We start from the raw sequence: 23,652 nt of genomic DNA on the forward strand, positions 1-23,652 counted from the left end.
GTCAGTGGTCTGAAGCGGATATTAGGATTTTATCGCTTATAAAACCAGATATTGTTCTATTTATTGGAGATATTTCTGATGGTAGTATCAAAATAATAAAGAAGATTAATCTAATAAAAATTCCTACTTATGTGATTTTGGGAAATCATGATCGAGGTAAACACTCCACAGGAGAGACTCTTTTAAAACAGATTCGTATTTTGCAAGAAAAATATTGTGCTTGGGATTTGAAAATATTTAATAATCAGTTAAATATTTTAAGTGCCAGGCCCTGTAGTTCAGGAGGTGGTTATTATCTTTCAAATGAGGTTAAAGCTGTTTATGGACCTATAAGCGAACAAGAGTCAGTTAATAAAATCATTAAAAGTTCAGAAAAAAATATTAGAGAATTACCTCTTGTTTTAATATCACATGCAGGTCCTTCAGGCTTGGGATCAGACTCTACAAGTATTTGTGGTAAAGATTGGAAAGAGCCTCCTTGTGACTGGGGAGATAGAGATTTAGCTGTTGCTATTTCAGAAATACAAAAAAAAAGAAAAATTGACCTTGTCATTTTTGGACATATGCATAATCGTCTGAAAAGAAATCAAGGTTTGAGAAATATGTTCAAAATTGATAAAGAAGGTACAGCTTATTTGAATTCTGCAATAGTTCCGAGATATAAAAAGAATATAGAGGGCGAATTATTAGTAAACTTTTCATGGGTTGAGTTTGTAGATAGTGAAATCTCCCATATTTCTCACAGATGGTATTCAGAGGCAGGGGAGATATCTGAAGAAGAAATATTTTTTAGAAATGGAGATTTTTAGCAGGAAATTTTTAACTTTTTTTCGGTTTCTCATATCTAGAGAATACGGTTTGTGATAAAAGGTATCCTGCAATTGCTGCCGCTGCAAAGGTAAGTCCATTTTTGAATAACGGTAATACTTCGCTTGTTCTAGAAATTATTGGTGCTAAACCAAAAATGCCAAATAGCATTCCCCATAAAGGAGAAAGAAGAGCTAAAAATCCAATTGATATGATTTGACCCTCTTTTCTAGGAGCGGCAGCAAATCCTGCAACTAATCCTCCTAAGATAGAAGTACACAAAGTCCATATATATTGTTCTTTTGGTAATCCAGGAACAACCTGGCAACCTCCTCTATTAAGACAAATTTTTACTGAATTAATTGCATCTAATACTGCGCCATCTTCTCCATGATCTTTTACATAATATTGATTTCCGAATCTTGTTTGAAGTTCCACCCAAAATAATCTTGGCATGAAAGCAAAATATGCTTCACCAACATTAAAATTTAATAAATTACCTCCTCTAGGATCTGCAATTACTAATAAACTTGTTTCATCTAAATCCCAATAATCTTTAATAGCAATTCCTGGGACACTTTCAAATTGAGATAAATATTTAATCTTCCAACCACTTTCCTTTTCTAAGTTATTAAGATTTTCCTCTAAAGATTTTTTCTGATATGGGCTTAATGTCTTAGCTAAGTCAATAACAGGTGTTTTTTCTTCAGGTAAAAGATTTGGATTATTAATAGCAAAAGAAGGTTCATTAAAAATTAAAATTACTATAGATAGAAATATTCCTAAGAAATAGTTAATCTTTGAATGCATAAAAGTTTTTTTGTCTTTATTTATTTTCGCCGATGAAAAGCCTACCCGCGAATAATCAAGAATGGTTAATAAAAAAAATAATAAAAAAGGGAGGAACTATAAGTTTTTATGACTACATGGATTTGGTTTTGAATGACCTAAATAATGGATACTACGGAAGTGGTAAAGCTAATTTAGGCTCTAAGGGTGATTTTGTTACTTCACCTTCAATGTCAGATGACTTTGCGTTTTTGTTATCGAAACAAATTTGCGAATGGTTGATACAAGTAAAAAGTAAATCAATTTGTGATGATAAGTTATCAGTGATTGAGTTTGGAGCAGGAGACGGCAGTCTTATGAGTGGTCTCCTCGAATATATCTTTATTAATGATAAAAAAATATTAAAAAATGTTTGCTTTATCATTATTGAGCCAAATAATGGAATGATAAAAAAACAGCAAAAGAAATTAGAAAAATATCTAAAACTGGGTTTTGATTTATTATGGAGAAGTTTAGAGGAATTGGAAGATAAAAGTTTAAATGGGGTTGTATTAGCTAATGAGGTTCTCGATGCTTTGCCAGTAGAAAGAATAACAAATTTAAAAGGTAAAATGCATCGGCAAGGAGTCTCGATAGATCAGAAATCAGGAAGATTGTTCTTTGAAGCAATTTCAATTACAAAAGAATTAGAAAAAAATATTACCTCTGCTCAGGAAAAATTAGATATTAATATTCCCCCTAAATATGCTCCAGAAGGATGGACGACCGAATGGCATATAGATAATAAAAAATGGTTAAAAGCTATTTATGCAAAAATCAATAATGGAATTTTATTAATAATTGACTATGCCAAAGAAGCTAAAAGATATTATTCATTGGGTAATAGTAATGGGACATTAATTTCATATAAAAACCAAAAAATTATTGAAAATATTTTTGAGTCTCCAGGGGATTGTGATTTAACTTCGCATATTTGTATAGAAAGTTTAATTTATGATTCGGAAACTTTAGGTTTTGAAACTATTGGAATAGTTAAACAAGGAGAGGCATTATTGTCACTTGGTTTGGCCGAACGACTTTTTGAAATTCAGAACGAACTAAAGGATGATATCTCAAAAGCTCTTTCTAGAAGAGAAGCCTTGTTGAGATTAGTTGACCCGATCTGTCTAGGAGATTTTAAATGGTTTGTTTTTAGTAAATTTAATAATAAGAAAGTTAAAATAAATTCAATCTGTATTCGCTAATCGAAATATTTTAGGAATTGCGTCTCATTTATATCATTAAATATATCAACTTCTCCAAGCTTTATAGGTAATATAAATCTCATTTTTCCATTACGTACTTTTTTATCACCCATAAGTATTTTCATTACTTCATTCTTTTTAATTTTAGGTGTTTGTGTCGGTAGACCATAGCTTTCAATAAGATGATCTTGCCTTGAAGAATGTTCTTTTGGCCACAAATTTTTTTCAGTTGCAATGTCTCCTGCAATCTTCATTCCTATTGATATTGCTTCGCCATGTAGATACTCTCCATATCCACACAAATTTTCTATTACGTGGCCGAAGGAATGACCATAATTTAATATTGCTCGAATACCATTTTCTTTCTCGTCTTCAGAAACTATACAAGCCTTAGTTTTAATTGATTTATTGATTATTTTTATTAATGATTCGTTTTCGAGATTGAGAATTTTATCTCTATTATTTTTATTTTCTAAGTATTCAAAAAGAGATTTGTCTTTTATGACTCCATATTTGATTACTTCCGCCATGCCTGCTTTGAATTCCCTCGTTGGTAACGTTGTTAGGGTTTCAGGGTCAATAAAAACTGCTTTTGGCTGATAAAAAGCTCCTATTAGATTTTTCCCTTTAGGATGATTAACGGCTGTTTTCCCACCTACCGATGAATCAACCATAGATAATAATGTGGTAGGGATTTGAATATATTCAATACCTCTTAACCATGTAGCGGCTGCAAAACCAGTGACATCGCCAACTATCCCTCCCCCAAGTGCAATCATTAGGGAATTCCTATCTAAACCAAACTCAAAAGCAGCATTAAATATCTCACTTAAACTTGCTAAATTTTTATTAGATTCTCCCGCTTTAATATTTAATATTTCAGCATTAAAATTATACTTTTTTAAATTATTAAGAATTTTCTCTCCAAATAATTTTGATATTTCTTTATTAGAAACAATAAGTATTTTTCTATCTTTGTTAATCCCAACTTGAGTTAGTTCTTTACCAATGCCATTAATTACTCCTTGTTTTATAGTAACTTCGTAAGAATTATCACTTAGAGGTACTAGTATTTTGTTCTTATTCACAATAAATGTCTTAGAAGAGTTTTTTATTAATATTAAAAATTGATTTTATTTATTCTAACCTTATCTTGAGTTAAAAATTAGATTAAAATAATCAGTTGTTAAGAATTGAAAATCATAATAAGATCATCATATGAATTTAAAAAGAAATATAGAAAATATAAAGAAAAATTATTCACTAGGAATAATTGGAGGTGGTCAATTAGCTTTAATGCTTGCTGAAGCTGCAAATAATAGAGGAATAAAAGTATGCGTTCAAACTAAATCTTTCAATGATCCAGCAGGTTCAAAAGCAGATAATGTAATTGAAGTTGATCCTTTAAAGGTAAAAGGTAATAAGGAATTAATTAAAGAGTGCAAAAGAATTATTTTTGAAAATGAATGGATTAAAATTGAAAAATTGAATTTAATTGATTCTGAAAATATTTTTGTACCAAGCCTTGAATCAATTCAACCTTTGATAGATAGAATATCTCAAAAAATATTAATAGAAAGATTGAACCTTCCATCACCAAGATGGAAAACATTACAGGGATTTAAAAGTCTTGATGATGAAGAAATTGAGTATTGGAATTTCCCTCTTATGATTAAATCTTATAAAGGAGGATATGACGGTAAAGGAAATAGAAAAATTAATACCAGAGAAGATTTGAATTCTTTTTTTGTTGAGACCAATTCAGAAGAATGGATAATTGAAGAATGGGTGGATTATAAAAATGAGTTTGCTTTAGTAGGATCAAGAGATTTTGATGGAACAATTAGATTCTTTCCAGTTGTCGAAACATTTCAAAAAAATAATATTTGTGATTGGGTTTTGTCTCCAGCTGAAATTGATTATGATTTGAAAACTTTTGCGAAAAATATTTTCTCATCAATAGTAAATGAACTTAATTATGTAGGAGTAATGGGAATTGAATTCTTTTATGGTGATAAAGGATTATTAATTAATGAAATAGCTCCAAGAACTCATAATTCCGCACACTTTTCTATTGAAGCTTGTTCTTCAAGCCAGTTTGATCAATATGTTTGTATATCTTCTGGCATTAAGCCTCCAGAAATAAAAATGAATTCCCAAGGATCCTTAATGATAAATTTACTAGGGTTGAGTAAAAAATTTCCTTTGCCCATAAAAAAAAGATTAGAATTGTTATCTCAAATTAGGGGTTCTAACCTCCATTGGTATGGTAAATCTAAAGAAAGTGTTGGACGGAAAATGGCTCATATTACGTTTTTACTTAACGAAGATAATCAGTCGAAAAGAGTTGAAAAATCAAAAGAAATCTTAAATAAGGTAAAAGAGATTTGGCCATCTCCAAATGACTAAAGAAATAAGTTAATATTTACTTACTGGATCTTTGGTCAAGTTCTTCTTTATGTGCTCTGATCTGACTCTTTTTCGACTTGAGGAGACTGTCGTGATGTGGACGTAAACCAATCCTGTAATTGGAAACGAAAGCCCACTTTGACTCCTCTTCTGGCTTTTCCAGGTCGATGCATCAGAGAACTGGCGGCGATTCGGTGTTACCTATCAAACTGCATGCTAATACAGGCTTTTGATAGGTAATTTTATTTCCAGAATTAAAAGAAAAAGGTAAATAAGAAATTCAATACTTGACGAACTATACCCATTGTACTTATATTTGTAGTACACATGTATTACTTACTAATGACTCTAGGAGGAGCTAATGTTTGGTCTAATTTTTCTTATGGCAGTCGTGTTGATTCACCCAATGGCTGGATACTTAACCCGCAAGGCAGCTTTTTAATCTTGTTTGAAAAGTGTAAGAAATCAAAACGGAACAACATCAATGTTTATACCCATCTCTTCTATGCAAATCATCTAGGAGAACCAGCAGGACTTAAAAACACAAGACTTCATGATCTCGACTCTGCGTTTGAAACATGGAATGAACTAATAGCTGGAGGATGGACTGAAGTAACAAACCAATTTCAAGAATCAGCATGACCTACTTAAATCCAATTAAAAAGAAACTTACAAAAGAGAATAGAAAAGTATCTGTTCAAGACCCATCAAAACTATTAGCAGAATTTTTTAGTGGCGTAGTAATTAAGCTCGATGAAGAATATATCTATGACTAATGGGAAATCCTCAGTCATGGGATTACTTCGAGCACAACTTAGAACTAAAAAGCAAACGCACAAAGATTTGCATTACTTGCACTCACTTTCGTTACAGCACGACAGATCAATGTGTAATTATCTTGACCTGTCCCTTTCACCAGAAGCTTATTCCTCAAGGAGATCACTTAGTTAATGGATGTAAATGTTGGAGAGAAAATAGAACTATCTTTGCGCCTGAAGCTACTTAACAAAAAGCATTGATAAATATATTTTATGCTTAAATATCTTTAAGTTCTTATTACATTCTAAATGCCTTATTCAGAAACTAAAGTAATTATTGGTGGACTAGCCCATATACCAGTCCTTATTTTTATTTTTAATTTCATTAAAAATAAATTTGAAGCTAGGGCTCAATCAACTTCTATTAGTTAATATTTGCCTAATCTTTATTTTTAGTTATTTGGCTTTCTTTAAATATAGATTCTTTTTATTAGCCTGATCTGATGTAAACAACATAACTAATATTGTCCCAATTAAGAATGAAAACATCGTTGTTACCTCTAAAACCGTCACCATTTCACTAGGCAGATAATTTGTAAACATAATAAAGTTCATCTCTTATTTCAAACGTAGCAACTATTCAACGTTTGACCATGGCTAATAACTTTATTTATTCGAAGTTTTAACAATGAGTTTATAAAAATAAGAAATACCTCGTTAAAACAAATGTATTCCTACTAAATTTTTTATATGAAAATTTAAGACTTTTTACTTAGTTGAAATAATTAGTGAAAATCAAGAGAAGATTATGAAGACTGCATAATTAATTAGAATCATCTCTGAATTTAATTGAACGAATCCAAGAATAGTATCTAGATTTTCTATTTTGTTGCTCTTTAAAAATTAATCTATCTGCGGTTTGCGACGGTGATTCTCCCCTCTTAATATCGGTCGACATGGCAATACCAAATCCACTCGCCTCAATTTTAGGAGTTCCTCCTTCAAGATAAAAGAGAAAGGACCAACCTCTATTCCACCCAAGATAAAAGGGATTTTGAGGCATGAATTTATTTATAATTAATAAATCAATAATAATTTCTAAATAAAATCTTTTAATGTATTTACTAATACATCTGGAAATATTTTCCAAAAAAAAAGGAGCTAAATACTCCTTTTTTTGATTACCTTTGAATCCATTTTTTATGTTGGAATTTTTATTCTTCATAAAATGCTAAATTGTTTTTAGCCAGAACAAGAAAAGGCTCCTGCAAGAATATTTTTAAAAATCGGGGCTTGTCCTAATGCATATAAGAAAAAGACTGATGATGCAAAAGTAAGGACTATTTTAGAAGCTTTGTTAACTTTTAGATTCGAGACTTTTGAAAGTGCTGAGTTCATTTTTTAATTATTTCTGAAATCAATATAGTCCCTTAAATAAAAGATTCAGCATTAAAATTTACCAAAAATTAATTTTATTGTTGCGGTAATTCGGTGGCATTTTTTATTTGTTCAAATTCATTTTTAGAAACGACTCTTATTTTGTAATTTGGATATCTTTTTTTCCACCATCTGTTTATTGATATTGCAATTCCATCCAAGTCTTCAGTACAGACATGTATCCATATAATTTTATCTTTATCTTGCTTAAAAAATTCCCAATTCGTAGGTGAATTCATTTAATAAAGTAAATAATTAAACCTATAAAAGAACTTCCTACCAGTAGCAGGACCATTAATAAAGCTATTAGCTTTGCTAGACCCATAAAGATAAATCCGAAGCTCCTGTTGATCTCTGCATCCAATGAATTTTCCAAACATTACCCACTTTTTTAAAAATAGAAGTAACTGTTGGCAAATCATCATTAGGAGTCCCTTTATATCTGAATTTTGAACCAAGAGTGAAAATGCACATTGCGATATTATCACTTAAAAATTCGAATCGGTGTATTTTTGTTATTTCTGCTTTTTCTTGTACTACATCACCAGAGTTCATCATTTCTTCAAATCCTTTTGCACTTATAGGATTACCACTTGGTCTGATAAATAAAAAATCGGGAGTTGCATTGTTCATGAAAAAAGAACCCATCTTTTCTGGGGAAGCGAGCTCATCTAACAATGAAATAATTTTTTCTTTATCAGTCATTAGAAATGTTAGTTTTTATCTATTTATTTTAGACAGACTGTCAATAATCTATTTAGTTTTAATCATTGTAAATATCTATCGTCAAACAAACTAATTATTTAAGTATTAACTTGCTGTATCTTCTTGGGCCCATTCTTTATGTTTTTGTTCTAGATCTGTAACTGAATCCCTTTGATAAGTTAACTTTAAATGATTATGAGCTAGCTGATCTTTAGCTACGGTCATATCGTTTGAAAAGAAATTCAATGGCTCTACTTTCATACTTTTTTTATTTTCCATAGTTTCTTCAATTATTAAATTACAGATATATTCTTAAAATGTTTTTATAAGAAACCCCAGAAATTTAATCTTTTATTTGGATTTGCTTTACAGATTTAGAAGAAATTACTTATTTAGAGGGGGTTAAGATTTGAGTTGGAAGCCAACTGGGTTTATCCATAATCCATTTCTCTCTGTCTTCATATTTAACTGTCCATAAAAGAAATGAAGATATTTGCTTTAAAGATACTCCAACTATGAATCTTGTTCTTGGACTGATAGTAATAAATCCAACCATTAAAATTAATAAAATTAATCTAAAAATAGTTTTAAACATTTAAAAATATTATGGATTAAATTAGGAAATTTTTCATTTAAGCCAAATACTAGTAACATCAGTACTCATATTTATACCATTTATTTAAAGATATAAAATTGTTTTTATTATTTAGCCTCCACTAAAAAAGAAAAAAAGATTGACTACTGACTTTAGTAATCAACCCCTTAACTTAGTTATGTGTAATAGTAAACAACTGGCTGTTTAAACCAATCTAATGAACTTCTCAGGTGGACTATCGATAATTTCTAATCTTTCCGGTTGAATGATTGAAAGTTTGTATGAATAAATTTTTTGTATATGCGTAAATATGCTGATTTATTTAAACAATATTTCTAAGCTTGACTACTTAAATAAATCCAGGAATTATCCATCCAAAAAAACCATAATTAACAACTAAGGCAAGTAAACCAACCATGGCTAACCTTCCATTGGTTATTTCGGCATTTTTCCAATAGCTTTTTTTTCTGTTATTCATTTTAAGGGATTTTTGGGTATCAAACAAATTGGGCTCTAAAGGTTCTTGTAGTCTCTTTATGGTGTAAAGCGTAAATTGTAATGTTATGGCTATAACTACAATTATAAAACAAGTAAGTGGACTCATTAGATTAAACGAATCCAGGTATGATTTGACCAGTTGTTAAATAAGCTCCAACTGCGGCTATAAAACCTATCATTGCAAATCTCCCATTAAGTTTTTCAGCAACAATTTTTTCTTTTTCAACAGATTTAATTTTTGACATTGTTAAAGGTAGAATTATTAACTAATGTAACACAAAATTTACGTTTTGTAATAAAAAAAATGAAAACATGTTTATTTCTGGTTATGTAGATACACTATTGTTACATAGTCGTCGATAAAAAGTCTGTTTGATCGATAATTAGTTTTTTCTCTAAATATAATTATTTGTTAGTTATTTTTGTTTACTTGAGGTAAGTAAAACTTATTTCCTAGAGTGTAGCCAATTGACATTAATACTAACCCTATAAGTTGAGGTAGATGTGCATTTGCTAAAGAAATTTTATCCATTATTTAAGCTAGTTAAAAAACTATAATAGTTAATAATTATTTATTCTGTAGTCTTTTATTAAATTTATGAAAATTGGAAAGTTTAGTAATCGATCTCACCAGATTCTTTTAATGAATTAACAATTCTCTCGTTTTCAGTTTTTAAATTTTCTAATGCTGATTTTGTAAATTGTTCTTTAGCTTCAAATTTTGCTGAGCGGATTATTTTTTTATTAGGCCATTTCTTATTTTGCTCTTGCTTCATTTTAAATTTGATTCTGAGTAGATATTAAAAGAAAGATTTTTTTATTAAAGTATGAATTTTTACAAAAAATTAGTTAATAATAATTATTCATAAACTTTTTTTAATTATTTAACTAACGATTTAAATCAAAAAATTTTAAGTTCAAAATATTATTAAAATTTATCCTAGGGTCTTTTGGAATAATTTAAATTGCTCAATCTTTTGGAAGTCTCAACCAACCGCTAGTCCATTTTGATTTTAGCGTTAACCAAGATATCCTTTTAATATCTTTTTTGTTTTTTGCTGGGAATAGATCTACCCATCTTTTTTCATTTTTACCTCCATAGGCTTTTACTTGATAATGACGATTTCCTTTGATTGTTTTTGGTGCTGTCCAGCAATTTGTAGGAGGCCATTTCATCTGTAATTTTCTTATAAAAAAAGAATTTTATAACGTGCTATTGCCTGTTAAAACTAAACCATAGTATGCAATAGTGCCAAGAATCAAAACTATTCCCAATACTCGAATAATCATTTTTTAATAAGATTTAATTTTGAATAATATTAAAAATAAATCAATGAGTAAAATAATTGTATTATTTTTTAATCTTATGAATTGTTAAAAAATTATTTTCTCATTTCTCATTCTTTTTGTGATTTCTAGCCAATGAGTGACATGATTCTGGATGCCACTCATGTTGGATTCTTGCAATGAAATCATAAATAAAAGAATCAGGACATTTCGTTATTTCTTGAAGCTCAGAAAGTTCCTCTTTAATAAATTCATAAACACTTGAAACTATTCCAATATTTTGTTCATGAGTAGGTTCCCAATTTTCAAATTTCTTTTTCATGTATGGTTTTTTCTATTTTCTTATCTTCTACAATATCGTAATAAACAATATCTCCATAATCAGCATCCGAACAACATATATCTCCATATATTTCATCTAATAAATCATAAGCATCAGCAAAGTTTGAAAAAGTTTGGGATGTGACATCATCTTCTTTTCCATCAATTCTTACAATTTTATAATTCATAAAAAAAATCTCTCAAACTAATTTAAATTTACTATGAAGCTTAAATTTTTTATTTAAGAGCTTTAGGGTATAGCTTCCGAATCTTGTCTTTTTGTTTTTCTAATTTCTTTTTCTTATAATTTTCTGACAAAATTCTTCTAATTAGTAATTGCGGGATTAGCCATATCAATGCTATAGCGAAAGCCATAAAAACAGGATTTCTCCAGGTAAGTCTAATTATTTCTTGAGTAAATTCTTGATTTAAGATCTCCATGAATTAATCTTCTGAAAGTAATTCATTGTTGGGAAATTTATCTTTAATTTTTAAAAGATATTCTTGTAAATTTTCTTTATTATCCGAACACATTTTTTCTAATGACCTTTCCATAAATTGGTTTAAACCTTTACCCTCCAATCCTAAAGACTTAGTTCCAGATGCATACATCATTACTAATAATACTTTTGCTTCGTTCTCAGTCATCCAAGCATGCGATGCTATTAATCTATAAATTCTGTCTAATGGACTTTTGCTTTCTGACATTTTTGAATTATAACTAAAATCCTTTCCATTACACTAAAAGAATTAGTAATTAATTTTTTATTTTATTGCCTTAGAAATTATAATACTTGAAATATCTAAAAATATGTCTACTTACCTCATAACTGGCTCAAATAGAGGAATTGGATTGGAATTATGTAAACAAATTATTGAAAGAGGAGATGAGGTAATAGCTACCTGTAGAGAGGCTTCTTCAGATTTAAAAAACTTAGGTGTAAGAATTGAAGAAAATATCGATATTTCTTCAGAGGATTCAATCAATAATTTAAGGCAAGCATTATCAGGGGTCGAATTAGATTGTTTAATTCATAATGCAGGTATTTATGAATTTAATTCGATTGATAATTTTGATCATGAAAGTATTATTCGTCAATTTGTAGTAAATGCTTTAAGTCCTCTTTCTATGACTAGAGCACTGAAAGGTCTTTTAAAAAAGAATTCAAAGATTGGTTTCATCACGAGTAGAATGGGATCCATTGGTGATAATTCATCCGGTAGTTCCTATGGTTATAGGATGTCTAAAGTGGCTTTATCCATGGCAGCGAAATCACTTTCAAGAGATTTGTTAAAAGAAGATATTTATGTTGCTATTTTGCATCCAGGCTTAGTAAGTACTCGTATGACTGGATTTACGAAAAATGGTATATCTACAGAAGAATCCGCAAATGGACTCTTAAAACGTATCGACTCTCTTAATAAAAATAATACTGGGACATTTTGGCATACTAATGGAGAGATTTTGCCTTGGTAGATTTAACTTATTTACTTGAACTCTGTCTTATAAAAAATGATTTGTTAAAAAAGCTTTAAATTTTAATATATTTAGTTTCTTTATTTAATCATCTTGGTTATGTTAAGAAAAATATTAGTAAAGGAGGTGATTCATTGTCGTATCTACCGAAAATTACGGTTACAAAAGAGACCGTGAAATCAGTATCTACAACCTGTTCATTGGTCTCTTATTCTTTAATAAAGAAGAAAGGTTTTATTATTAATAGATTTATATAAAAACAACCTGAACAAATATTAAAAGCTCTGTTTCTCATGAAGTTACAGGGCTTTTTTATTTGCTTAATAAATTAAAAAGTTTATTTATTAATTCCTTTCTTTTTAAGATTGTTTTTTCTCCATAATGTTTATCCTCCTCCCTTAGAATTGACTGACCTTTTGGACCTAATCCTTTGGTTATAAATAATTTATCCTCATTTATCCATCTTTCGGTCATTTCCTTATTTAACTCGACATGGAATTGTAAACCGTAAGCTAAATCCCCAATCTTAAAAAATTGCTCTTTACAACGCATACTACTGGCTAGGAGTTTGGCATTTTTTGGTAATAAAATTCTATCGCCATGCCAATGCAGGACATGAAAAGGAGGTTCACAAAATTTCTTTAAGTCATTATTTGATTGATTAAAAAAAACTTGAGACCATCCAATTTCTGGTAAAGGTTTAGGAGGAGATCCTTGTTTTAAAATTTCGACATCTCCTCCTGCCGCGTTTGCTAATAATTGAGCTCCTAAGCAAACTCCGATAATACTTGTCTTTTTTTTTAATTCTGACTTTATAAAATCGCTTTCTTTTTTTAGCCATGGATATTTTGTGCTCCCAATATCTTTGACTCCCATTGGTCCACCCATTATTAAAAGTAAGTCGTCTTTATTAGTTTTAGGTAGGCCATCACCTTGCTCCAGACGAATGATTTCTATATTCATCTCCCTCTCCTTAGCTATCTGATAAAAAAGCCCTGGTCCTTCGATTTCTAAATGTTGTAAAACTAATAGCCTTTTCATTTGTAATTTTTAATCAGAAGTCAATTAACAAATTTTATTTATGACATAATTAAAAAATTAATTAATGCTGTTTATTTTGTTTTCCCAAAATATATCAAAGCTAAAAAAGAAATTGTACTTACGATTGCTATTAAATACCAACCTGACGATGAGTTGCTAGAAATTTCTGACATTTATTATGGGGATTTTTCTGAAGACTTAACTATTTGCGAAAAAATAAGTAATGAGGCTAATAAAAATAGCAAAAGTATATATGTGATGTTCATTTATAGAAATATACTTACGATGAGAAAAATAATTCCAATTACTACAGCAACGATTGCTCCGTCAACTAATAAGTCTTTCCATGTATAACTATTTAGCATTTTTAATTTATCCTCCTCACTCATTAAATTTTTAAGCCATTTCCAGTCCAAAATTTGCGTTAAAGCTATAGCAAATACCAAATGCCCAACCAAAATACCAATTAGGTCAATACGAGATATTTCTTTAGTAAAACTTGTGATACTAAAAATTTCCACTATTCTTTATCTTTATTAGAAAGAGCGCCACCTTCCTCTTTATACTTGTCCCAAGCTTCACTTATTTTTGCTTTTGAAAAACTTTCTTTACTTTCTTTCAATTTGTTTTTTAACCCATTAAAACTATTCGAAAGCTCTTTTTTTGTTGGCTCATCAAGAAATTTTGAAGTTAATTTCCAGAGATACCAACTACTAGCAGCGAGTAAAATTAAACCTAATAATTGCATATGATTAGTTTTTTATCATCCTACAACTATTTACATGGAAACGATATTCTCAAACTAATAAAAATTAGAATTTATTTTCAGATGATTTAAATTTTTCTTTAAAACTTTAACCAGTGAAAAAATATTCTTTCTAACAACCATATAGTTAACCCACCTTCAATAAAAGCTAACCAATACATTCCATAATCTGAAAACCCCATCTGCTCTTTAACCGTACTTATTAACTTTTTATGAGCTTGAATGAGATCTTTCATTTCTAATTAAATATTTAAAGAGTTAAAATCTTTGGATCTCTTCCATCAAAAAACCTTTTCCGTAACAGCAAAGACAAGTTCTGGCTTCGTCTAATGAGATTCTTAAGTAACCCACACCATTGCATTTGATGCAATTAGTCTTGGTTTTAGAATAGATCTTGGAGTTGAGTTTAGCAGCTCTATTCAAAAAAGAAACAGTTTCTTTGCGGCCATTGGCTTTATCTGCTTTATTTAAAAGCTTTTTGTAATTTACTTTTAATTCTTTTATGGTCATGGGTTCAAAAGTGGATTGATTACATTAGGGATTGATTGGATAGAAAATATTAAGTATTTTCTTGAAAAATTCACAATTAATATGTATTTAATCTCAACATGAGATTTTTTTAATATAACTACTATTAATTACTACCGTTACTATTAAAACTAGATTTTATTGGATTTAACAGAAAATTTATATTCTCAATTTTCAAGTTACTTAGATATCCTTAAAAAATAAATTTAATTTAGTTTGAATTTGCATAAAGTTATTTTTGGACTTTATTTAATAAAAGATCATTACTGGAATATCTTAAGTTTAAAAATAATAAAATTATTAAGCAGCTCTGTAAGAACCGCTTGGCCTTTTAAGACTTTTTAATAAACGATCATTTTCTTCAGTAAGAATATCTAGATTTGATTTTTTAAAATCTTTTTGCATCTCAGATGATTGTTTTTTAATTATTTTTTCAATCATTGAATTTGAAGACCTATTAAAACCGATCTTGATCATATCGTTCCTAAAAAAATTCCGCGTGACATTTTTTACAAAAAAAGCTTATATTTTATTTCGCACATAGAAAAGTGAATTAAATCTACAACTTGTGGAAAAACCTGTTGAAAAAAGGTTAAAAAGTGGATAACTCATGGGGATCAAGATAAAAACAGGGTTTTTTAGCTTATTTTCTGAGTATTAATACTGCATCAATAAATTATTAAATGTAGTTTAATAATCAATAAAACTTACTGAAACAACAATGGGATCATTCCTTTTCTATAAAAAAAAGATATTTTTATAAGTAAAATTTTTTTGTCTTAATTCAAATATTTTTTATTTGCAACATGTTTCAAAATGAAAATTTTATTAAACGAAAATTTTAAAACTTTTATTTTTTTTAAAAATACTCATTAAAAGTTTGCAAAAAAATTATGCTAATTCGGTTTTCTCTCTGGTTTAATTTTTCACATTCAAAATCAATCGAATAGATTAAGTCATATTCAAGAATTAAAAATGACAGAAGAAAAAAAAGATTCTAAGAAATGCGGTGGAAAGAAAAAAATCATGTTTGCTTATGGTTTTATTCAACTTGGTTCTAGTTTCGTATCTGCAGTGGCTTTAGCTGCAATAGCTTTTGGATTTTGCTCTGTTAAAAAGGAATCTAAAATATTTAATAATTGCGTAACTGAAATTGTAGAAAATGGTAGTACTAATGCAGAAGCAGTTAGATATTGCAACGGTGGCAATTAAATCAGTTTAATTAAATGAACTCTACTCATGGTTTTCTACTTGACTCTTTAAAAGAGGAACCAATTGGTGAGACAGTTCATTTTGTTTGGTACATAACTGATATCGGTATTGCTGCTCTTTTCAAGGGAAATGAAATTCTTAAGACTTATAACGTACATGTTGAAATAGAGGCAAAAGATATAAGCCTTGATATCAGTAAGGAAGAAAAAGAATATTGTGAAATTGAGGATAAAAAACTTTTTATTTTTTATTCCTGAACTAATTAGTTAGATCAATAGGATGGTTCTAAATTATAAGCTGACTCTTTGACACTCTTTTCACTAATTATCTCAAAAGTAAGTTCTTCATTTAAGGCATTTATGTAGGAAGTATAGAGTTTGCCCCAAACGAATTCAAACTCATCTTTCGTAAGGTTTTTAAAAAGAATTTCTCCTTTAAAATAAATGTGATAAGAATCAAACATCATGGAAAATTTTTTTCTAACCTTTTTTAACGCAGCTATATATGTCTGACGTATTGATGGCTACTAAAAGAAAATTTAGAAAAAACTTCTAAATGCTTTTTTAATCCATGCGGGTATTCATTTTTTCCTTCTTAAATAAAGACACAGTTTCATCAAGATCTAAACAAGGTTGAATATTAATATCCATAAGTCTTCTCCATGGATGCCATTGTTTCCAAATTGTTTCTAAAGAATCTGCACTAACCACGGAATGACCAATGCCATTTTGGATCATGAAAATCCATGAATGAACTTCATAGTTCTCAGGTCTATTTTGAGGTCCTCCTGATTCATACCAATTAATAAGCATTTCTCCTCCTTCTTCTTGATCTTCACCGTCAGTAAATTCATAAGAAATTAAATATCTTTGCATGTAATTAAAATTTTTTAATATTTAAGCTTGATCATACAGTATTGCCTTTAAATTATTTGATTGTTAAAAATCTAATAGAACCCACTGTTACCAATGATCCTAAGAATTGAAAAAATCAAAAAGAATATTTTAAGTAATGTTTTATTTATAAATAAAACCATTTTTGAGTATTTTCAAAAACATGACCTTTTTGTTTGATTTGAAGCATGTAAAATTTTGACTTAAATTTTTTTTGACTAAGATCTATAATATTTAGAGAATATATATAGTTGATAAAAAGTTTATGAGTAGTAAGTCAAATAATTCTAATCCAATTGGAAAAATAGATTATGAGGAGATTCTTGAGGAGGAAATAATTAATTCATATGAAAATAAGTTTGAAGCTAATTCTGATATCAATAATAAAAACAAAAGATTTTACAGACTTAAAAGAACGCCTCTTGAAGTAATAAATAGATTATTTTTCTTTTTCTTTGTGGGAAGTTTTATCTTCTCATTCTTTTTAGCTTATTCAGAAAATAAAGTCTGGTTCATTATTTATTTAATTAGTGCATTCTCATGTATTTTTTATACTCCAAATAGAAAAGCCCTTAAGGAATTAATAGCAGCCTGGCCTAACATTGAAGATCTTATTAAAGGAAGAAGCTTGTGGAGGAAGGATAAGTAAATAATGAATCCAATTAATTCTTTTAAAAAGTGGTTATTAAATATTCTTGTCCCTTATATTGAGGGATCTAAAAAGAAAAAGGAGAAAAAATAATAATGAATGCGGTTGGCTTAGGAATAATAATTGAACTTTTTTTGTTAATTGGAATTGTGTTTTGGATAAGAAATTTGAAAACTAATCAGAGTAGACAACCCTCCTTATCAAAAAAGATTATAAAAAACCTAAAGTTTTAAAAAATTTTAAATAATAATTTGTTTCAGAAAGATTAATTGGTTCAAGAAAATTAGTTTTCTTTTAGCTCTCACTTTGCATAAAAAATCAGTTAGAACATTGGAATAGTTTTTAATAAGATGACTTTTACAGCCCAAGGCCTTGCTCCTATAACAAACCCATTAAATAGTGTTTTAGTTGAAAAGAAACTAATAAATGTTGATCAAAAATTTATTCAACTCGTTTCTTTGGCTGAGGGATTACCTAGAACTGAAGTCCTTGAAAGTGGTAAAAATTACTGGAGAGGTGTTTGTAGAAGTGCAATATTCAGATTTCCAGATGATCTTGAGATTTTAAAACTCGATGCAAGGAGTTATGTTGATAGGTCCAAAGGGATAATTCAAATAAGATCAGCGGCAAGATTAGGTCAATCAGACTTAGGTGTTAATTTAAGAAGAGTAGAATATTTATTTAATCAATTAGAGAAAATTTAATTAGGTAATTAGTCTGATTTATATTTAGTTAAGGTTCTTTTTACTTTATAGATGTGCTTTAATTCGAAAGAATATTTGAACAGCCATGGTGAAAATAATTTTAGTTGCGATTATTGTCGCATTAGTATATTCACAACCTGATCTACGTTTGACTGTAGCCGATTGGTTGAGATCAGCTTCTGATTTTTTAATTGAGTCAGTAAAAGTAAAACAATAAAAAATTGTTTTGAGAGATTTAAATTACCCCTGAAACAGAAAGCATTTGTTTAATGCATAAAGCGACAAAAATAAATATTAATATCCGACTAAATATGTATTTCACAAAATTAATAAATTCTTTTAGATACATAATAGAAAAATATTGTGAAATTTTTGAATAGTTAACGATAATAAGAGATATGAAGCTTAGATTATTTGAGTTCTATTTTATTAAAGACTACTTAAGGCCTTGGTTTGGTCTTATTTATTCTTTATTCTTTCTGTTTTTTTTAGGTGCTATTGGGTATCGAATTACAGAGGGCTGGGATTGGGGTGATTGCTTATGGATGGTTCTGATCACAATAACCACTATTGGTTTTGGAGAAGTTCAAACTTTAAGTCCTGAAGGCAGAATTATCACTGTTCTAATAATCGTTGGTGGATTAATTTTTATTCAATTTACCTTTCAAAAAGCTGTTAGATTATTTGAATCCGGCTATTTTCAAAGAGTAAATGAATTACGCTTTAAAAGACTTCTAAGAAAAATGGAAAATCATGTAATTTTGTGCGGATATGGGAGGGTAGGTCAGGAAATATCTAATCAAATAAAAACACAAAATATTCCTATTATTGTTGTAGAAAGCGATGAAGATAGAAAAAAGATTGCTGAAGATAATGGTTTAGAAGTACTTTGTGCAGATGCAACACTTGATGAAACCTTAAAACTAGCTGGATTAGATAAATGTAAAAGTTTGGTTGTTACCTTACCTAATGATGCTGCTAATTTATATGTCGTTTTAAGTGCTAAAGGGATAAGAAGTACAATTAGAGTTATTGCTAGAGCTGGAACTGAAGAAGCTGCTAGTAAATTGAGATTAGCTGGAGCAAGTATTGTTGTTAGTCCTTATATAGCAGCGGGAAGAGCTATGGCATCAATGGCTTTAAGACCAATAGCGATTGACTTCTTAGATTTATTGGCGGGAAGTGAATGTGAAATTGAAGAATTTGAATTAAGTAATGATATTAGCCTTTTTGAAACTGCAGAAAAGATAACTCTTTTAGAGCTTGGAATAGGTAAAAAAAGTGGAGCTAAAATATTGGCAATAAAGGAAGATGAAAAGTTAATAACTAATCCTGGGGGTGATTTTTTACTTCAGCCAGGTCAGGTATTAATTGCCTTTGGAAGTAAGGAACAACTAACTACCCTTAATAGACTTTTAGGAAATCTTGTAGTTTCAGTTGAATTATTAAAGTAATTTTAAAGGGTTTTGAAAAAATTCCTTAATAATAAAAAAATTTTCTAATTTTAAGAAAAAAACCACCTTACTTTACTGAAAATACAAATTATTCAATTAAATAAATTTGCCTCTTTAATTTTGTGTGAGGAAGATTAAAGAGACAATTTAAAGATAAGTAAAAAGGTTTAAGGACAAATTAAAAAGAAAATAAGATCAAATAAAAAATAAGTATTGAATGTAACGTAAATATGAAATAATTACATCAAATAAATTTGATTATATAAAATTAATTTGTTAGGAGATTTTATGGCGGCTAAAGAACATAAAAGTTTGCAAGGTTCAAAGATTCTTCTGATAGAAGATGATAAAAGTATTAGGCTTACTGTTACTGAATCATTAGTAAGTGAAGGTTTTGAAGTATCAAATTTTAAAGATGGGTCTAGTGCTTTAGATTTTATTTTGGGAGAGGGAATAAAAGATTTTGATCTTATCCTTCTGGATTTAATGTTGCCAGGCTTAAATGGGTTAGAGTTATGCAGAAAAATAAGAAATGAAGAATTATATACACCTATATTGATTTTGAGTGCAAAAGGAAATGAATCGGATAGGGTTCTTGGCTTAGAAGTAGGAGCTGATGATTACCTAACAAAGCCATTTGGGATTAGTGAATTAATTGCTAGGTGCAGAGCCTTACTAAGAAGGTCTAAAAGGGGTAAAGAAAAGAAACAAAAAATTGAAACGATAATCGAATATAAAAATATTAAGATGTTTACAGAAGAATGCAGAGTAACAAATTTTAATCAAGAAATAATATTATCTCCAAAAGAATTCAAATTATTAGAATTATTTATCAAAAATCCTAAAAGGGTATGGTCTAGGGATTTAATACTTGAAAAAATATGGGCTATAGATTTTATAGGGGATACAAAAACTGTGGATGTTCATGTTAGATGGCTCAGAGAAAAACTAGAAGAAAATCCCTCCGCGCCAAAAATTATAAAGACTGTTAGAGGTTTTGGATATAGGTTCGGATGAAAATTAAATCGCTTCAAGAATTAGTATTGTTCTTTCATGAAAAGTGGAAGATTAAAGTTAAAAAATTTCATAAAAGAGAAGATAAAAATTTACTAACTAAAAAAAGATATAAGGAGTTTAGTGACTTTCCCTTTGAAAAAATTCCTCCTTTTGAAATTTTATCTTGGTTGGATTATTCTTCTCAGGGATGGATTATTTTATCATCAGATTTAACTATCAAATATATCAACGATAAAGCTTTAAAACTTATTAGGCGCATTAAGTGTAAGGATGTTATTGGAAAAGCAATAAATGATATTAGTGAATTAGAAACTGTAAGAGATAAAATTCTTTATTCAAGAAAAAAAGATTTACCCTGCTATTTAGATTTTAATATCTTTGGCGATCCAATTAGTGCAAAACTAGTAAAAGGAAGAAAAAAAACTTTTTTAATAGTACTAGAAAGTAAGTTATCTATTGAAGCATTAAAAGATAGACAAACTCAACTAATAAATGATGTTTCTCATGAATTGAAAACCCCCCTTACATCTCTTATTCTTATTGGAGAAAGATTGGAATCAACCGTCTCAAAAAAAGATAAATACCTTATTAAAAGGCTTAAAAAAGAATCTAAAAGATTGAAAAAAATGGTTGAAGAGACATTAGAACTTTCGAAATTAAATAATAGTTTTTCTTACTCAACAAATCAAAAAATTGTTATTGGAAAATTAATTATTGAAACTTGGGAGACATTAAAGCCACTTGCAGAAAATAAAGAGGTCAATATAAATATCAAGTGTTTAGATAAGTATTTGATTTCAGGTGATTATCAGAATTTAAAAAGAGCTTATATAAACATTATCGATAATGCTATTAGATATTCACCTAATAAAGAGGAAATTAAAATTGAAATTTTTAGAAGAGATAGTTCTGTGGTTATCAAAATTCGTGACAATGGGGTAGGTATAGAAGATGGCGATTTTAATAAGGTTTTTGGACGTTTTTATCGAGGGGATCCTTCTAGGTCAAAATTTAAAAAAAGTGGAAGCGGACTAGGTCTTTCAATAACAAAAACAATAATCACTAACAATAAAGGATTTATTAAGGCCTACAATAATAAAGATGGTGGGGCGACTATAGAAACTATATTTCCTTTAGTTAAATAACATTTGAAAATAATTTTTAAAAGATTTCGGGGCATGATTTTTCTGCTATAAACCTTTTTAAATTCAAAACACCCTCCCTTGTAAAAAGAATACTACCTTCTTTAAGATCATCTGCCCAATAAGAATCCTTTTTCCCAATAGCTAACCAGAGCCTATCGGGTAAAGTTGGCATATACATGCTTTCGAAAGCCGAAGTGTCGATATTATTTTCTTCTTTCATATCTTTGCATGCTTCAATCATTAGTTTAGGTCGGTTTAAATAATGCCTAACACCCTGCCAATAATATTTTGTTTCAGCTTTAACTGGATTAGTTAAAAAAAGAATAAATAGTAAATATTTCATACCTCAATTTTAATTAAACTAAAAGAAATTGATGAAAAAATACCACCTGTTTATAAGGTGGTATTTTTGTTTGATTTTAAATTTTTCCTATATTTAGGAAAAGTGTTTCTCCTGTTGATTTCTTTCCAGTTCCATCATTATCAGTTGAGATCCAGGCTTGACCATCATTATTAATGGCTAATCCTTCAACCTTTTCAAGAATAAAACCACCAGTGGATTTCATTACTGGTTTTAGATCAGTAACCAATTCTTTTTCAACTAAAGGATAAAGTCTTGGAGGCATAGTAGTTTGAAGACCTTCGAAAACTACACCATCTAAATCAACTTTATATATGGCTTTTAGCTTTGCCTTTTTACCATAAAAACTATCTCTTTCAATAACGTAAAGAGCTCCGTCATGATAGGTCAACTCAGAAATCCCTACGCCACCCTTTTTGATTCTATCTAATTGATAATTTACAGCCCCCCATTGCTTACTTATAAGGTTATAGGAAAGTATTTTAGTTGTATTGAAAGTATCATCACCCCATGGTTTTTGTTGAGCAATATATAGGATATTTCCATTTCTTGTTATTCCTTCGAAACCAGGGTTTTTAGCATAATTAAGATATGAAGGCGGTGGAGTTATCTTCTCTAAAATGTCACCCTCTGAGCTTACATGGTAGATAGCGGGTGGATGTTCAGTTAGTTTTTTCTTGATTCCTTCGGTAGATATATAAAACCCACCTCTTCCATCAGTTGTAATACCCTCTTGATCCATAAATAAAGCTGTTTTGCCATCAAGCTTTATATCTATAGCTCTTTCTAGTAAAGCTGGTGAACTTGAAGGATCAATTACATATATTCTTGGCTGAGTTTTAAATGTTCCATCATTTACAGCATAGATTTTTCCGTCTTCACCTGAAACCATTCCACTTATAGCTCCCCAAGAAACAAATTCAAGGCCATTTTCATTTGTTAAATGTGGATATGAAGCAGGAGCGTCTTGGAGTTGATAGATAGTTACATGAGATGAAAGTCCAGGCTCTTTTTTGTTGTAGTCTTTTTCATTGGCTGATGCTATTAGACCTCTATCAGGGATAGCAACAAATCCTTCAGGTCCAATTCCGGAAGGTAATAATTGAGTCAATACTGGTTGACTTAATTCTGTTATATCGTAAACAGCTACTATTCCTGCTCTTTCTGCACCAACGAATAAATACGGTGTACCATCAATTTTAGCGAATGTAACTGATTCAGGTTCTACACCTTTTTTACCAGCTCTCCCATCTTGGAAATGACCTATTTGGGCTATTGATCTTTCTAATCTATTTGCATCCTCATAGACGACTGTTCCATCTTTTTTGAAAATAGTCCAAGATCTTGACCCACCTCTTTTTGCTTGTCCAGGAGCTTTATGTTTATAGTCTCCTTCGTTCGCTGTTGCAAAATGATCGTTATCTATCCATGTTAGACCGTCTGGTTCTCTTCTTACATTTTTTAGTTTTTTCTTGAATTTATGTGCTCCATCTTTCTTTGTATCCATACCAGCCATTTGTTTTACAATGCCAGCTGTAAAATGTGAAATAACATT

The 23,652-nt window shown here is 29.4% G+C and carries 41 protein-coding genes and 1 other RNA gene; 17 read left to right on the plus strand and 25 right to left on the minus strand.

Translation table 11 applies throughout. The annotated features are described in order from the left end of the window. Positions 1–20: 20 nt before the first annotated feature. Positions 21–809, plus strand: a complete 789-nt coding sequence (locus tag ACTF45_RS04620) for a TIGR04168 family protein (RefSeq protein WP_438949465.1) — start codon at positions 21–23, stop codon at positions 807–809. A gap of 10 nt (positions 810–819) precedes the next feature. Here ACTF45_RS04620 and ACTF45_RS04625 read toward each other — a convergent pair whose 3' ends face one another. Next, positions 820–1,617: a TPM domain-containing protein gene (locus ACTF45_RS04625; protein ID WP_288347205.1), complete on the minus strand. Its 798-nt coding sequence runs from the start codon at positions 1,615–1,617 to the stop codon at positions 820–822. 32 nt (positions 1,618–1,649) lie between these two features. Between ACTF45_RS04625 and ACTF45_RS04630 the strand changes: the two genes are divergently transcribed. After that, positions 1,650–2,840, plus strand: a complete 1,191-nt coding sequence (locus ACTF45_RS04630; RefSeq protein ID WP_438949443.1) for a class I SAM-dependent methyltransferase — start codon at positions 1,650–1,652, stop codon at positions 2,838–2,840. Here the strand turns inward: ACTF45_RS04630 and aroB are convergent. Then, positions 2,837–3,928 (minus strand): 3-dehydroquinate synthase, encoded by a 1,092-nt coding sequence (gene aroB, locus ACTF45_RS04635; protein WP_288347208.1) that lies wholly within the window; start codon positions 3,926–3,928, stop codon positions 2,837–2,839. The genes ACTF45_RS04630 and aroB overlap by 4 nt on opposite strands. Positions 3,929–4,058: 130 nt before the next feature. Between aroB and ACTF45_RS04640 the strand changes: the two genes are divergently transcribed. The 6 genes from ACTF45_RS04640 (at position 4,059) to ACTF45_RS04665 (ending at position 6,439) form a co-directional block, all read left to right on the plus strand. Further along, positions 4,059–5,249 carry a 5-(carboxyamino)imidazole ribonucleotide synthase gene (locus tag ACTF45_RS04640; protein WP_438949444.1) on the plus strand — a complete coding sequence of 397 codons (1,191 nt, stop codon included), beginning with the start codon at positions 4,059–4,061 and terminating at the stop codon, positions 5,247–5,249. A 17-nt stretch (positions 5,250–5,266) separates the two neighbouring features. Beyond that, positions 5,267–5,451, plus strand: a non-coding RNA gene (ssrS, locus tag ACTF45_RS04645) — 6S RNA. Between the two features lie 140 nt (positions 5,452–5,591). After that, on the plus strand, positions 5,592–5,891 hold the full coding sequence (locus ACTF45_RS04650; protein WP_288347579.1) for a DUF1651 domain-containing protein: 300 nt from the start codon (positions 5,592–5,594) through the stop codon (positions 5,889–5,891). Beyond that, complete coding sequence (locus ACTF45_RS04655; protein WP_288347581.1) at positions 5,888–6,025, plus strand: hypothetical protein; 138 nt, start codon at positions 5,888–5,890, stop codon at positions 6,023–6,025. The genes ACTF45_RS04650 and ACTF45_RS04655 overlap by 4 nt, the downstream gene beginning before the upstream one ends. Next, positions 6,018–6,200 (plus strand): hypothetical protein, encoded by a 183-nt coding sequence (locus ACTF45_RS04660; protein ID WP_438949445.1) that lies wholly within the window; start codon positions 6,018–6,020, stop codon positions 6,198–6,200. The genes ACTF45_RS04655 and ACTF45_RS04660 overlap by 8 nt, the downstream gene beginning before the upstream one ends. A gap of 116 nt (positions 6,201–6,316) precedes the next feature. Further along, positions 6,317–6,439, plus strand: a complete 123-nt coding sequence (locus tag ACTF45_RS04665; protein WP_268741264.1) for a hypothetical protein — start codon at positions 6,317–6,319, stop codon at positions 6,437–6,439. 391 nt (positions 6,440–6,830) lie between these two features. Here ACTF45_RS04665 and ACTF45_RS04670 read toward each other — a convergent pair whose 3' ends face one another. From ACTF45_RS04670 to ACTF45_RS04735, 14 genes are all read right to left on the minus strand, one after another. After that, entirely contained in the window at positions 6,831–7,232 is a 402-nt protein-coding gene (locus ACTF45_RS04670; protein WP_438949446.1) for a hypothetical protein, read from the minus strand. A 17-nt stretch (positions 7,233–7,249) separates the two neighbouring features. Beyond that, positions 7,250–7,405 carry a hypothetical protein gene (locus ACTF45_RS04675; protein ID WP_288347585.1) on the minus strand — a complete coding sequence of 52 codons (156 nt, stop codon included), beginning with the start codon at positions 7,403–7,405 and terminating at the stop codon, positions 7,250–7,252. 74 nt (positions 7,406–7,479) lie between these two features. After that, a complete protein-coding gene (locus ACTF45_RS04680; protein WP_288347587.1) occupies positions 7,480–7,683 on the minus strand; it encodes a hypothetical protein in 204 nt (67 codons plus the stop codon). 76 nt (positions 7,684–7,759) lie between these two features. Continuing rightward, on the minus strand, positions 7,760–8,149 hold the full coding sequence (locus ACTF45_RS04685) for a DUF3804 family protein (RefSeq protein ID WP_288347589.1): 390 nt from the start codon (positions 8,147–8,149) through the stop codon (positions 7,760–7,762). Positions 8,150–8,254: 105 nt separating this feature from the next. Beyond that, entirely contained in the window at positions 8,255–8,428 is a 174-nt protein-coding gene (locus ACTF45_RS04690; RefSeq protein WP_438949447.1) for a hypothetical protein, read from the minus strand. A gap of 109 nt (positions 8,429–8,537) precedes the next feature. Then, positions 8,538–8,744 (minus strand): hypothetical protein, encoded by a 207-nt coding sequence (locus ACTF45_RS04695; RefSeq protein WP_288347591.1) that lies wholly within the window; start codon positions 8,742–8,744, stop codon positions 8,538–8,540. Positions 8,745–9,093: 349 nt separating this feature from the next. Beyond that, positions 9,094–9,348, minus strand: a complete 255-nt coding sequence (locus ACTF45_RS04700; RefSeq protein ID WP_438949448.1) for a chlorophyll a/b-binding protein — start codon at positions 9,346–9,348, stop codon at positions 9,094–9,096. Positions 9,349–9,352: 4 nt separating this feature from the next. Further along, on the minus strand, positions 9,353–9,487 hold the full coding sequence (locus ACTF45_RS04705; RefSeq protein WP_288347593.1) for a high light inducible protein: 135 nt from the start codon (positions 9,485–9,487) through the stop codon (positions 9,353–9,355). Positions 9,488–9,856: 369 nt separating this feature from the next. Then, entirely contained in the window at positions 9,857–10,018 is a 162-nt protein-coding gene (locus ACTF45_RS04710) for a hypothetical protein (RefSeq protein ID WP_173027972.1), read from the minus strand. 193 nt (positions 10,019–10,211) lie between these two features. After that, positions 10,212–10,418, minus strand: coding sequence for a TIGR02450 family Trp-rich protein (locus tag ACTF45_RS04715; protein WP_288347594.1), 207 nt, complete (start codon positions 10,416–10,418; stop codon positions 10,212–10,214). A 214-nt stretch (positions 10,419–10,632) separates the two neighbouring features. Continuing rightward, positions 10,633–10,851: a hypothetical protein gene (locus ACTF45_RS04720; protein WP_438949449.1), complete on the minus strand. Its 219-nt coding sequence runs from the start codon at positions 10,849–10,851 to the stop codon at positions 10,633–10,635. Beyond that, positions 10,835–11,038: a hypothetical protein gene (locus ACTF45_RS04725; protein WP_438949450.1), complete on the minus strand. Its 204-nt coding sequence runs from the start codon at positions 11,036–11,038 to the stop codon at positions 10,835–10,837. Before ACTF45_RS04725 ends, ACTF45_RS04720 begins: the two co-directional genes overlap by 17 nt. 49 nt (positions 11,039–11,087) lie before the next feature. Beyond that, entirely contained in the window at positions 11,088–11,291 is a 204-nt protein-coding gene (locus ACTF45_RS04730) for a hypothetical protein (RefSeq protein ID WP_348659910.1), read from the minus strand. A gap of 3 nt (positions 11,292–11,294) precedes the next feature. After that, positions 11,295–11,558, minus strand: a complete 264-nt coding sequence (locus ACTF45_RS04735; protein ID WP_288347598.1) for an envelope glycoprotein — start codon at positions 11,556–11,558, stop codon at positions 11,295–11,297. 103 nt (positions 11,559–11,661) lie between these two features. Between ACTF45_RS04735 and ACTF45_RS04740 the strand changes: the two genes are divergently transcribed. Then, positions 11,662–12,327 carry an SDR family oxidoreductase gene (locus ACTF45_RS04740; protein ID WP_288347600.1) on the plus strand — a complete coding sequence of 222 codons (666 nt, stop codon included), beginning with the start codon at positions 11,662–11,664 and terminating at the stop codon, positions 12,325–12,327. Between the two features lie 312 nt (positions 12,328–12,639). Here the strand turns inward: ACTF45_RS04740 and ACTF45_RS04745 are convergent, their stop codons facing one another. The 6 genes from ACTF45_RS04745 to ACTF45_RS04770 all read right to left on the minus strand — a co-directional run bounded on the left by ACTF45_RS04745 (position 12,640) and on the right by ACTF45_RS04770 (position 15,139). Beyond that, on the minus strand, positions 12,640–13,368 hold the full coding sequence (locus ACTF45_RS04745) for a type 1 glutamine amidotransferase (protein ID WP_288347601.1): 729 nt from the start codon (positions 13,366–13,368) through the stop codon (positions 12,640–12,642). 266 nt (positions 13,369–13,634) lie between these two features. Then, on the minus strand, positions 13,635–13,889 hold the full coding sequence (locus tag ACTF45_RS04750) for a hypothetical protein (protein ID WP_288347602.1): 255 nt from the start codon (positions 13,887–13,889) through the stop codon (positions 13,635–13,637). Beyond that, on the minus strand, positions 13,889–14,116 hold the full coding sequence (locus tag ACTF45_RS04755) for a hypothetical protein (protein WP_288347603.1): 228 nt from the start codon (positions 14,114–14,116) through the stop codon (positions 13,889–13,891). The genes ACTF45_RS04750 and ACTF45_RS04755 overlap by 1 nt, the downstream gene beginning before the upstream one ends. Positions 14,117–14,214: 98 nt before the next feature. After that, on the minus strand, positions 14,215–14,370 hold the full coding sequence (locus ACTF45_RS04760) for a hypothetical protein (protein WP_288347604.1): 156 nt from the start codon (positions 14,368–14,370) through the stop codon (positions 14,215–14,217). A 22-nt stretch (positions 14,371–14,392) separates the two neighbouring features. Next, positions 14,393–14,644, minus strand: coding sequence for a hypothetical protein (locus tag ACTF45_RS04765; protein ID WP_011132332.1), 252 nt, complete (start codon positions 14,642–14,644; stop codon positions 14,393–14,395). 318 nt (positions 14,645–14,962) lie between these two features. Next, positions 14,963–15,139, minus strand: a complete 177-nt coding sequence (locus ACTF45_RS04770; RefSeq protein WP_288347606.1) for a hypothetical protein — start codon at positions 15,137–15,139, stop codon at positions 14,963–14,965. Positions 15,140–15,637: 498 nt separating this feature from the next. Between ACTF45_RS04770 and ACTF45_RS04775 the strand changes: the two genes are divergently transcribed. Then, complete coding sequence (locus ACTF45_RS04775; protein WP_438949451.1) at positions 15,638–15,874, plus strand: hypothetical protein; 237 nt, start codon at positions 15,638–15,640, stop codon at positions 15,872–15,874. A 14-nt stretch (positions 15,875–15,888) separates the two neighbouring features. Beyond that, positions 15,889–16,131: a hypothetical protein gene (locus tag ACTF45_RS04780; protein WP_288347608.1), complete on the plus strand. Its 243-nt coding sequence runs from the start codon at positions 15,889–15,891 to the stop codon at positions 16,129–16,131. A gap of 306 nt (positions 16,132–16,437) precedes the next feature. Here the strand turns inward: ACTF45_RS04780 and ACTF45_RS04785 are convergent, their stop codons facing one another. Continuing rightward, the gene (locus ACTF45_RS04785) at positions 16,438–16,749 is read right to left on the minus strand and encodes a DUF3303 domain-containing protein (protein WP_438949452.1); all 312 of its coding nucleotides are present in this window, start codon (positions 16,747–16,749) and stop codon (positions 16,438–16,440) included. Positions 16,750–17,032: 283 nt separating this feature from the next. Between ACTF45_RS04785 and ACTF45_RS04790 the strand changes: the two genes are divergently transcribed. From ACTF45_RS04790 to ACTF45_RS04815, 6 genes are all read left to right on the plus strand, one after another. Next, a complete protein-coding gene (locus ACTF45_RS04790; protein ID WP_438949453.1) occupies positions 17,033–17,416 on the plus strand; it encodes a DUP family protein in 384 nt (127 codons plus the stop codon). A gap of 350 nt (positions 17,417–17,766) precedes the next feature. Beyond that, the gene (locus ACTF45_RS04795; protein WP_288347610.1) at positions 17,767–18,120 is read left to right on the plus strand and encodes a DUF1499 domain-containing protein; all 354 of its coding nucleotides are present in this window, start codon (positions 17,767–17,769) and stop codon (positions 18,118–18,120) included. Positions 18,121–18,205: 85 nt separating this feature from the next. Then, the gene (locus tag ACTF45_RS04800) at positions 18,206–18,337 is read left to right on the plus strand and encodes a hypothetical protein (RefSeq protein WP_268741265.1); all 132 of its coding nucleotides are present in this window, start codon (positions 18,206–18,208) and stop codon (positions 18,335–18,337) included. A gap of 181 nt (positions 18,338–18,518) precedes the next feature. Continuing rightward, entirely contained in the window at positions 18,519–19,574 is a 1,056-nt protein-coding gene (locus ACTF45_RS04805) for a potassium channel family protein (protein ID WP_288347611.1), read from the plus strand. A 288-nt stretch (positions 19,575–19,862) separates the two neighbouring features. Beyond that, positions 19,863–20,591 (plus strand): response regulator transcription factor, encoded by a 729-nt coding sequence (locus ACTF45_RS04810; protein WP_288347612.1) that lies wholly within the window; start codon positions 19,863–19,865, stop codon positions 20,589–20,591. After that, on the plus strand, positions 20,588–21,736 hold the full coding sequence (locus ACTF45_RS04815) for an ATP-binding protein (protein ID WP_438949454.1): 1,149 nt from the start codon (positions 20,588–20,590) through the stop codon (positions 21,734–21,736). Before ACTF45_RS04810 ends, ACTF45_RS04815 begins: the two co-directional genes overlap by 4 nt. A 16-nt stretch (positions 21,737–21,752) precedes the next feature. On the opposite strand, the gene ACTF45_RS04820 is transcribed toward ACTF45_RS04815, so the two are convergent. Both ACTF45_RS04820 and ACTF45_RS04825 read right to left on the minus strand, forming a co-directional pair. Then, complete coding sequence (locus ACTF45_RS04820) at positions 21,753–22,079, minus strand: hypothetical protein (protein ID WP_438949455.1); 327 nt, start codon at positions 22,077–22,079, stop codon at positions 21,753–21,755. Between the two features lie 76 nt (positions 22,080–22,155). Continuing rightward, a partial coding sequence (locus ACTF45_RS04825; RefSeq protein ID WP_438949456.1) for an esterase-like activity of phytase family protein occupies positions 22,156–23,652 on the minus strand: 1,497 nt, incomplete at its 5' end.

Origin of the sequence: Prochlorococcus sp. (genome assembly GCF_965655815.1) — a bacterium.
Taxonomy (GTDB): domain Bacteria; phylum Cyanobacteriota; class Cyanobacteriia; order PCC-6307; family Cyanobiaceae; genus Prochlorococcus_A; species Prochlorococcus_A pastoris.